Raw genomic sequence first — 9284 nt, forward strand, 5'->3', positions numbered from 1 at the left:
GGCGACATGCGCGCGAGCTGATCAGCTCTGGTGCTTGAGGATGTAATCGGTCGCGTCACCGACGGTCTTGAGGTTCTTGACGTCGTCGTCCGGGATCTTCACGTCGAAGCGCTCCTCGGCGGCGACGACGACCTCGACCATGGACAGCGAGTCGACGTCCAGGTCGTCGGTGAAGGACTTGTCCGTCTTGACGTCCTCGGTGGGGATACCGGCGATCTCGTTCACGATCTCCGCGAGACCGGCGACGATCTCTTCCTTGGTGGCGGCCATGAGGGCGCTCCTTGATTTTTTCTAGGGAAACGGATGGGTGAAGCTCCGTGCAGCGGCCGGCACGTCCCACGACGGACGGTGCTGCGCAGATCTTGCCTAGGGGAGGGTAACGACCGTAGCGGCGTAGACGAGACCCGCCCCGAAGCCGATGACCAGCGCGGTGTCGCCGCTCTTGGCCTGGCCGGTCGCCAACAGCCGCTCCATGGCGAGCGGGATGGAGGCGGCCGAGGTGTTGCCGGTGGTCTCCACGTCGCGGGCGACCGTGACGCTCTCCGGCAGCTTCAGGGTCTTCACCATCGAGTCGATGATCCGCATATTGGCCTGGTGCGGGATGAAGACGTCCAGGTCGTCCGGGCTGACACCGGCCGCGTCCAGCGCCTGCTGGGCGACCTTCGCCATCTCGAACACCGCCCACCGGAAGACCGCCTGGCCCTCCTGCGTGATGGCGGGGTAGCGGATCTCCTCGGGGGCGGGGCGCCCCTCCGGCCGTTCACCGCCGGGCACCGGGGTGGGACGGTAGACGTCCCACGGCAGCGTCTGCTTGATCGTTCCGGCCTTGTCGCCCTCCGAGCCCCACACCGTCGGGCCGATCGACGGCTCCTTGGCCGGGCCGACGACGACGGCGCCCGCGCCGTCGCCGAACAGGAAGGCCGTCGCGCGGTCCTCCAGATCGGTCAGGTCCGACAGCCGCTCGACGCCGATGACCAGGACGTGCTCCGCGGAACCGTCCAGGACCATGCCCTTGGCGAGGGTCAGCCCGTAGCCGAAGCCGGCGCAGCCCGCCGAGATGTCGAACGCGGCCGGCTTGCCCGCGCCGATGCGGTGCGCGATCTCCGTCGCGATGGCCGGGGTCTGCTTCAGGTGCGAGACGGTCGCGACGATCACCGCGCCGATCTGCTCCGGGGCGATCCCGGCGTCCGCGATGGCCTTCCCCGCGGCCTCCACGGACATGACGGCCACGGTCTCCTCCGGGCCGGCCCAGTGACGGGTGGCGATGCCCGACCGCGAGCGGATCCACTCGTCGGACGAGTCGATGTGCTTGAGGATCTCCTCGTTCGGCACGACGCGGGTGGGGCGGTAGCCGCCCACGCCCTTGATCCGCGCGTACGGGGCGCCCTGGGAAGGCTTGATCTTCGAGGTCATGCTCGTTCTGCTCCTATTCGGCAGGAGTCGCGTGCTCGGCGATCAGCGCGCGGGCCGCGTCGAGATCGTCGGGGGTCTTCAGGGCCAGGGTCTTCACCCCGGGCAGGGCGCGCTTGGCCAGCCCGACGAGCGTGCCACCGGGGGCCGCCTCGATCAGCGCCGTGACGCCCAGCTCCTTGAACGTCTCCATGCACAGGTCCCAGCGCACCGGGTTGGCCACCTGGCCCACCAGCCGCTGCACCAACTCCTGCCCGGAGGCGACGACCTGTCCGTCCTTGTTGGAGACGTAGCGGGTGTGCGGGTCGGCGACGGTCAGCGCGCCGACCGCGGACTCCAGCACCTCCACGGCGGGCTCCATGTGGTGCGTGTGGAACGCGCCGGCGACCTTCAGCGTGATGACCTTGCGGGTGCCCTCCGGCTTGTCCTCGGCCAGCGCCGCGAGCTGGGCTGCGGTGCCCGCGGCCACGATCTGGCCCGCGCCGTTCACGTTCGCCGCCGTCAGACCCAGCTTCTCCAGGTGCGGCAGCACGGCGTCCGGCTCGCCGCCGAGCAGGGCGGCCATGCCCGTGTCGGTGACGGCCGCGGCGTCCGCCATGGCCAGACCGCGCTTGCGGACCAGCGACATCGCGATCTCGTCGCTGAGGGAGCCGGTCAGGGCGGCGGCGGCGAGTTCACCGACGCTGTGGCCCGCGGCGGCGCCGACGAGGCGGGCGAAGTCGTCCGCCGTCGGGAACAGCTGCCGCGCGGAGATCAGGGAGGCCGCCACCAGCAGCGGCTGCGCCACCGCGGTGTCGCGGATCTCGTCCGCGTCGGCCTTCGTGCCGTAGTGGACCAGGTCCAGGTCGATGACGGCCGACCATTCACGGAGCCGTTCTTCGACGCCGGGGAGGTCGAGCCAGGGGGTCAGAAAGCCGGGCGTCTGAGCGCCTTGGCCGGGAGCGACGAGTACGAGCACCCTCACACTCTCTCTTGGGGGAGGTCCCGCCCGCCCGTGGGGACAGGGACGAAGAACCATCGGGGGAATTGTTGGTGTCCGACAAAAGCTTAGAGCTGCGCCTCCCCGTCAGCCAGGCGCCCCAGAATCAGCGCGATGCGCAGGGTGAACGCCGAGCGGACATCGGACGGTGACCATCCGGTGACGTCTGTCACACGTCGCAGCCGATAGCGCACGGTGTTGGGGTGGACGAACAGCATCCGCGCCGCCCCCTCCAGACTGCTCGCCTGCTCCAGATAGACGCTCAGCGTCTCCAGCAGCGCGGACCCGGCCTCCTCCAGCGGTCTGTAGATCTCCTCCACCAACTGCCGTCGCGCCACCGGGTCCGAGGCCATCGCCCGCTCGGGCAGGAGATCGTCCGCGAGGACCGGCCGGGGGGCGTCCGGCCACGCCGGGCAGGCCCGCAGACCGGCCGCCGCCGCCTGCGCGGAACGCGTCGCGGCCAGCAGGTCGGAGACGACCGGCCCGGCGACCACGGGACCGGCGGCGAACGGGCCGATCAGCGCCTTGGCCGCCTTGAGCGGTTCGTCCGAGCCGCCCGCGATCACCACCAGACGGGAGCCCAGCACACCGGTCAGCACCTGGAGCTTGGCGTGCCGCGCGGCACGCCGGATCGCCTCCACGGTCAGTTCGCTGTCCCCGTCCGGCGCGGTGCCCAGCACCACGCAGACGTGCTCGGGGGAGTTCCAGCCCAGCGCCGCAGCCCGCGAGACGGCGCCCTCGTCGGCCTCGCCCGACAGCACCGCGTTGACGACCAGCGACTCCAGCCGGGCGTCCCAGGCGCCGCGGGCCTCGGCGGCCTGCGCGTAGACCTGCGCGGTGGCGAACGCGATCTCCCGGGCGTAGACCAGCAGCGCCTCACGCAGCACCGACTCGTCGCCCGGCGCCGCGACGTCGTCGATCGCGGACTCCATGACCTCGATGGTCGTCCGGACCATCTCCACCGTCTGCCGCAGAGTGATCGCCCGGGTCAGCTCGCGCGGGGCGGTCCCGAAGACATCGGTACTGATCGCCTGGGGGGTCTCGGGGTGCCGGAACCATTCGGTGAAGGCGGCGATGCCGGCCTGTGCGACCAGGCCGATCCAGGAGCGGTTCTCCGGTGGCATCGCGCGGTACCACGGCAGCTGGGCGTCCATCCGCGCGATGGCGGCGGCCGCCAGTTTGCCGGACGACTTCTCCAGCCTGCGCAGAGTGGCGGCGTGCGGATGTTCGGCGCTCGATGAGGGTTCAGACACGGGACAAGCCTGCCTCATCCCGGCGCAAACGTGGCGTGCCGGGGCGGCACGGGCCCCACCGGAGGGCGTCCCGCCCGCCCCTCACCACTACCGTGGGGCCATGATCGAGGTGCGCAGGGGCGGGGACAGACACCGGGGCGGCGACGCGGAGGCCGGGATCGAGACGCTGCACGCGTTCTCCTTCGGCCCGCACTACGACCCCGGCAACCTCCGCTTCGGCGCGCTGATCGCCTGCAACGAGGAGCACCTGGCGCCCGGCGCGGGCTTCGACGAGCATCCGCACCGCGACACGGAGATCGTCACCTGGGTCGTCGAGGGCGAACTCACCCACCGGGACTCGGCCGGCCACGAGACCACCGTGCGCCCCGGCGACCTCCAGCGCCTCAGCGCGGCGGCCGGGGTACGCCACATCGAGCGCAACGACGCGGCGGGCCCGCTGCGGTTCGTCCAGATGTGGCTGACGCCGCTGCGCTTCGGCGGCGAACCGGAGTACGAGGTGGTGCGCGCCCTCCCCGAGGACACCCCGTACGCGGTACCCCAGGCCGGCGCCGCGCTGCGCGTACGGCGCCCGGAGGCCGGCGGGCGGCTCGCCCTGCCGGCGGCCGCCCGGGTCTACGCGCAGGTCGTACGGGGCGAGCTGGAACTCGGCGGGGAGGTGCTGCGGCCCGGGGACGCGGTACGGATCACCGACGGGCAGGGCGCCGAGCTGACGGCACGGACCGTGGCCGAGTGCCTGGTGTGGGAGACGGGGCCCGAGCCCGCGTACGGCTGACGGGCCCCGCGCCCCGTCAGCGCAGCTCGGCCAGGACCGCGTCCGTCAGCGGCGGCCACGCCTCGATCGCCCACGGGCCGAAGTCCCGGTCCGTCAGCACCACACACGCCGCCCCCGCGTCCGGGTCCACCCACAGGAATGTGCCCGACTGCCCGAAGTGACCGAAGGTCCGCGGCGAGGACGAACTCCCCGTCCAGTGCGGCGACTTGCCGTCACGTATCTCGAAGCCCAGGCCCCAGTCGTTGGGCCGCTGGTGGCCGTAGCCCGGCAGGACACCCGTCAGACCGGGGAAGGCCACCGACGTCGCGGCGGCCAGGGTCCCCGCGTCCAGCAGCCGCGGCGCCTGGAGCTCGGCGGCGAAGCGGACCAGGTCGGAGACGGTGGAGACGCCGTCCTTGGCGGGGGAGCCGTTCAGCACGGTCGCGGACATGCCCAGCGGCTCCAGCACCGCCTCGTGCAGATAGCGGGGGAAGGGGATGTCGGTGGCCCGCGCGAGGTGCGCGCCCAGCGCCTCGATACCGGCGTTGGAGTAGATCCTGCGGGTGCCCGGCGCGGCCATCGCCTTCGGCGCGTCAGGGGCCAGCCCCGAGGCGTGCGCCAGGAGGTGGCGCACCGTGGCCCCCTCCGGTCCGGCCGGCTCGTCCAGCTCGATCGCGCCCTCCTCGACCGCCAGCAGCGCGGCGTACGCGGCCAGCGGCTTGGTCACGGACGCGAGCGGGAAGGGACGCTCCACGGGCCCGTACGATCCGGCGACCCGGCCGTCGGCGCGTACGACGGCGGCAGCGGCGGTGGGCACCGGCCAGTTCTCGATCATCCGCAGGCTCTGCATGGGCCCGAGCCTAACGCCGGGCCCGACACGCGCGGCGCGGACCCCGCCCCCCAAAATCCGGGTCAAGTCTCCGCTTGCCTGGAGTGCGCTCCAGGTCTCTAGCGTTGTGGGTGTCGAGACGGCCGGACGGGCCGGACGGACGAGGGGAGCGGCATGACTCCGACCCGGAGCGCGACGATGACGGGACCGGACACCCGGGACGGCGGTCCGCGGGAGAGCCGGGGGAGCTGCGCGTGGGTCTCCCGCGGTCCCCTCCCGGACGGCCGCGACCACTTCACGATCGGCGAGGTCGCCGAGCACACCGGCCTCAGCGTCCACACCCTGCGCTGGTACGAACGCATCGGCCTGATGCCGCACGTCGGCCGCAACCACACCGGGCAGCGGCGCTTCACCCACCGCGACCTGGAATGGCTGGACCTGGTGACCAAGCTGCGGCTGACCGGGATGCCGGTCGCCGACATGGTCCGCTACGCGGAACTGGCCCGGCGGGGCGAGAGCACCTTCGCCGAACGTGAGCAGCTGCTCACCGCGCACCGCGAGGTCGTACGACAGCGCGTCGCGGAGCTGCGGAGCACGCTGGACGTCCTCGACCACAAGATCGACATCTATGCCGACGCCCGGCGGGCGTCCGAGAGGTTCTGAGTCGTATGACGAACGGGAAGATCGAAACGGTCGAGCTGGGCACGGGCGGCCCCCGGGTCGGCATCCAGGGACTCGGCTGCATGGGCATGAGCTGGGCCTACGGCCCCACCGACGCCGACAGTGCGCGGGCCACGCTGGAGCGCGCCCTGGAGCTGGGCGTGACCCTCTACGACACCGCCGACGTCTACGGCGACGGGGAGAACGAGAGGTTCCTCGCGCCGTTCGTCCGGGCACACCGCGACGAGATCGTGCTGGCCACCAAGTTCGCCCTCGCCATGGACCCGCACGACCCGTCGAAGCGCACCATCCGCAACGACGCCCCCTACATCCGCCGGGCCGTCGACGCCAGCCTCCGGCGCCTCGGCGTGGACGTCATCGACCTCTACTACATGCACCGCCGCGATGTGAACGTCCCGCTGGAGGAGAGCGTCGGCGCGATGGCCGAACTGGTCGCCGCGGGCAAGGTCCGGCACCTGGGGCTGAGCGAGGTCACCGCCCGCGAACTGCGCGCCGCGCACGCCGTGCACCCGATCACCGCCGTCCAGTCGGAGTGGTCGGTCTTCAGCCGCGACGTGGAGAACGGCGTGGTGCCCGCCGCCGCCGAGCTGGGCGTCGGCTTCGTCCCCTACTCGCCGCTCGGCCGCGGCTTTCTGACCGGCGCGTTCGTCCACGCCGACAAGGAGCTGAGCGCCGACGACTTCCGCCGCCAGCAGCCCCGCTTCACCGGCGCCAACGCGGACACCAACGCCACCCTGCTGACGCCCCTCCGCGAGATCGCCGCCGCGCACGGCGCGACCGTCGGACAGATCGCCCTGGCCTGGGTGCAGCAGCGCGCCGCCGCGCACACGCTCGCCGTCGTGCCGATCCCGGGCACCCGCCGCCCGGCCCGCGTCGAGGAGAACACCGCCGCTACCCGGATCACGCTGTCCGAGGCGGAGCTGGCGCGGCTGGAGCCGATCGCCGGGCAGGTCGCCGGCGACCGCTACCCGGACATGACGTTCACCTCCGCCGGACGGGAGTGACCGCGACCGGGGCCCGCGGACCGCTCCGCGGGCCCCGGCTCACGTCAGCCCCAGCGCGAACGCGCCGAAGGCGACGGCCAGCATGGTCGCACCGGCCCGCCGCGGAAGGGGCACGCCGGTCCACGGCGCCTCGAAGCGGCGCGTGGTGCGGCTGATCAGGACGAGGACGGCGGCGAGCACCGGCAGCCACGCCAGCCGCAGCAGAACCCAGCCGGGCGTGTCCGGTGCCGTCGTCAGTCCCGGCACCGCGCCCAGGAACGACGCCGGGACGGCGGTCGCCAGCAGCGCCGTCTGGTGCCAGCACAGGATCGTCATCGCGGACAGGTTGATCACCACCACCGGCGCCCACAGCGCGGGCCGGCGCAGCAGCGCGGCCAGCCGGTCGCACAGCAGCAGCGCGGCACCGCACTGCGCGGCCGCCAGCGCGAGCACCAGCAGCGACGGCGGATGGGAGTTGGTCCGCTCCTGGCCGGGCACCCCGACCATGCTCGCCGGGTAGTGACACCACAGCAGCAGCACGGCGAACAGCGCGCAGCCCCCGAGCAGCAGCGTCCACGCCGCGGGCCGCCGCAGCCGCCCCTCCTTGAGGCACACCCCGAGCTGGTACGCGAACATCCAGCCCGGCAGCAGATTGAGCAGGCCCAGCCACGACGGCACCGCCTGCGCGAGGGGCCCGTACCGCAGCACGTCCACGACGGCCACCGACACCATCAGCGGCACCGCCGACCAGACACCCAGGCGCCGCGCGGCCCGCACGCACCACGGGGTCAGCGCCGTGACCACCACATAGACGCCGACGAACCACAGCGGCTGGACGACCAGCGTCGCACCCGTCCGCAGTGTGGCGCGCGGCACGCCCAGACCGGACAGCAGCGGCACCAGGACGGCCCAGACGGCGGTGACACCGAGGACCGGACGGCCCAGCCGGGCGAGACGGCCGCGCAGCCACACCCCCACCGCCTCACCGCGCTCGGTGGCGCGCCGCAGCGACATCGCGGAGGCGGCACCGCCGACGAGGAAGAAGAGGCCGAGCGTCTGGAGCACCCAGCTCGCCGGAGCCAGCGCCGGGGCGGTGGTGAGGGGGCTGGCGTTGTGCAGCGCGCCGTCGGCGTCGCGGGTGAAACCACCGAGCAACCAGTGACCGAGGGGCACGGAGAGGAGGGCGAGGGCGCGCAGGCCGTCCAGAGCGCGGTCCCGGTCCGCCGGAGTACGCGCGTCGAGCGCACGGGCCGCGGCACGCGCCGAACGGACGGCGGACCCCGCGGTACGACTGAGGAGTACGGGCATGGGGCGTCCTTGAGGGCAGAGAGGGAAGGGGGCGGCGACGCGCCAGGGCCTGTCGTGGCACTCCGTCGTTCGCCGGGAGGGCGTGGGTGCCGGGCGTCGTGAGGCGGGCGGGGTGTGACGGCAGGCGCTAGCGCACCGCGTCGTAGCGGCCGAGGACGATCGCGGCGCAGCCGCGCAGCGAGTCCGTACCGGGGGCGAGATAGCCGGTGTGGCCCTGGGCCAGATCGGCGGGGACCCGGCGGGCGCCGAACGCCGGGTCCGTGGGGTCCGTCCCGTGCCCCAGGCCCAGCACCTGGACGTGCGGCACCCGGCCTATCCAGTCGGAGGAGTCCCGCGCCGCCCAGACCCGGGCCGGGGTCCGCAGCGCGGCAACGGTGTCCCCGCGCATCCCGGGCGAACCGAGGACGACCAGGTCGGTGAGGGTGCGGCCGAGACGCGGGGCGGCGAGGCCGCAGACCACCGAGCCGTAGCTGTGGCACAGCACCGCGGGCGCCGGCACCCCGGTGGCGGCGAGCCCGGACAGGAAACGCGCCAGCCGGGGCGCACCGGCCTCGGCGAGCCGCCCGGTGGCGGCGTCGGGACCCAGCCCCACCGGTGTGGTGTAGCCGACCCAGGCGATCACCGCGGTGGGGGTGCCGGGGGCGTCCGCCGCCATCCGGTCCCGCAGCGAGAGGGCCATACCGGTCGGCGTGCCGTACCGGTCCCGCTCCCGGTCGAACGTGCCCAGGTCGATGTCGGACCCGGGGACGACGACGGCGGTGCGCCGGGCCCGCGCCAGGTCACCGTGCACCTCGGCGATCTGGCCGCGCCCGCGCGGATCGAAGGCGAGGATGTGCCGGCCCGGCCGCAGCAGCCGGTCGTAGCGGTCGGCCGCCCGCCGGGCCTCGCGATGGTCCTCCAGGGTGCCGGACGGGTCGTGGACGAGGGTCAGCTGCCGGTCCCGTTCGGCGCGCAGGGCGCGGGAGTTGGCCTCGTACCGCAGGGCCGCCGGCGCGCCGTCCAGATTGCCGACGGTCAGCGGGTGCCGGACGGCGAGGGCGTGCCGCTGGGCGCCGGTCAGGGTGCCGAAGAAGCGGGCGACCTCGGCGGG

10 protein-coding genes are annotated in these 9284 nt (G+C 73.5%); 3 read left to right on the plus strand and 7 right to left on the minus strand.

Annotation, left to right across the window (positions count from 1 at the left end; all coding sequences use genetic code 11):
• Window positions 1-21: 21 nt before the first annotated feature.
• The 4 genes from AC51EU_RS04435 to AC51EU_RS04450 form a co-directional block, all read right to left on the minus strand.
• Window positions 22-270 carry an acyl carrier protein gene (locus tag AC51EU_RS04435; RefSeq protein ID WP_496265300.1) on the minus strand — a complete coding sequence of 83 codons (249 nt, stop codon included), beginning with the start codon at window positions 268-270 and terminating at the stop codon, window positions 22-24.
• Between the two features lie 96 nt (window positions 271-366).
• Window positions 367-1413, minus strand: coding sequence for a ketoacyl-ACP synthase III (locus tag AC51EU_RS04440; RefSeq protein ID WP_496265301.1), 1047 nt, complete (start codon window positions 1411-1413; stop codon window positions 367-369).
• A gap of 13 nt (window positions 1414-1426) precedes the next feature.
• Entirely contained in the window at window positions 1427-2368 is a 942-nt protein-coding gene (locus tag AC51EU_RS04445) for an ACP S-malonyltransferase (RefSeq protein WP_496265302.1), read from the minus strand.
• 89 nt (window positions 2369-2457) lie between these two features.
• Window positions 2458-3642 (minus strand): PucR family transcriptional regulator, encoded by a 1185-nt coding sequence (locus AC51EU_RS04450; protein ID WP_496265303.1) that lies wholly within the window; start codon window positions 3640-3642, stop codon window positions 2458-2460.
• A 100-nt stretch (window positions 3643-3742) separates the two neighbouring features.
• On the opposite strand from AC51EU_RS04450, the gene AC51EU_RS04455 reads away from it, so the two are divergent.
• A complete protein-coding gene (locus tag AC51EU_RS04455; protein ID WP_496265304.1) occupies window positions 3743-4414 on the plus strand; it encodes a pirin family protein in 672 nt (223 codons plus the stop codon).
• 16 nt (window positions 4415-4430) lie between these two features.
• Here the strand turns inward: AC51EU_RS04455 and AC51EU_RS04460 are convergent, their stop codons facing one another.
• On the minus strand, window positions 4431-5243 hold the full coding sequence (locus AC51EU_RS04460; RefSeq protein WP_496265305.1) for a serine hydrolase domain-containing protein: 813 nt from the start codon (window positions 5241-5243) through the stop codon (window positions 4431-4433).
• A 153-nt stretch (window positions 5244-5396) separates the two neighbouring features.
• Between AC51EU_RS04460 and AC51EU_RS04465 the strand changes: the two genes are divergently transcribed.
• Window positions 5397-5885: a MerR family transcriptional regulator gene (locus tag AC51EU_RS04465; RefSeq protein WP_496265306.1), complete on the plus strand. Its 489-nt coding sequence runs from the start codon at window positions 5397-5399 to the stop codon at window positions 5883-5885.
• A 5-nt stretch (window positions 5886-5890) separates the two neighbouring features.
• Complete coding sequence (locus AC51EU_RS04470) at window positions 5891-6907, plus strand: aldo/keto reductase (protein WP_496265307.1); 1017 nt, start codon at window positions 5891-5893, stop codon at window positions 6905-6907.
• 39 nt (window positions 6908-6946) lie between these two features.
• On the opposite strand, the gene AC51EU_RS04475 is transcribed toward AC51EU_RS04470, so the two are convergent.
• Window positions 6947-8194, minus strand: coding sequence for an acyltransferase family protein (locus tag AC51EU_RS04475; RefSeq protein WP_496265308.1), 1248 nt, complete (start codon window positions 8192-8194; stop codon window positions 6947-6949).
• Between the two features lie 127 nt (window positions 8195-8321).
• A partial coding sequence (locus tag AC51EU_RS04480; RefSeq protein WP_496265309.1) for an alpha/beta hydrolase occupies window positions 8322-9284 on the minus strand: 963 nt, incomplete at its 5' end.

Source organism: Candidatus Streptomyces philanthi (assembly GCF_059553635.1).

Coding starts and splice junctions, on each gene's coding strand:
- AC51EU_RS04435 (WP_496265300.1), bottom strand. CDS start 270: ATGGCCGCCACCAAGGAAGAGATCGTCGCCGGTCTCGCGGAGATCGTG.
- AC51EU_RS04440 (WP_496265301.1), bottom strand. CDS start 1,413: ATGACCTCGAAGATCAAGCCTTCCCAGGGCGCCCCGTACGCGCGGATC.
- AC51EU_RS04455 (WP_496265304.1), top strand. CDS start 3,743: ATGATCGAGGTGCGCAGGGGCGGGGACAGACACCGGGGCGGCGACGCG.
- AC51EU_RS04460 (WP_496265305.1), bottom strand. CDS start 5,243: ATGCAGAGCCTGCGGATGATCGAGAACTGGCCGGTGCCCACCGCCGCT.
- AC51EU_RS04465 (WP_496265306.1), top strand. CDS start 5,397: ATGACTCCGACCCGGAGCGCGACGATGACGGGACCGGACACCCGGGAC.
- AC51EU_RS04470 (WP_496265307.1), top strand. CDS start 5,891: ATGACGAACGGGAAGATCGAAACGGTCGAGCTGGGCACGGGCGGCCCC.
- AC51EU_RS04475 (WP_496265308.1), bottom strand. CDS start 8,194: ATGCCCGTACTCCTCAGTCGTACCGCGGGGTCCGCCGTCCGTTCGGCG.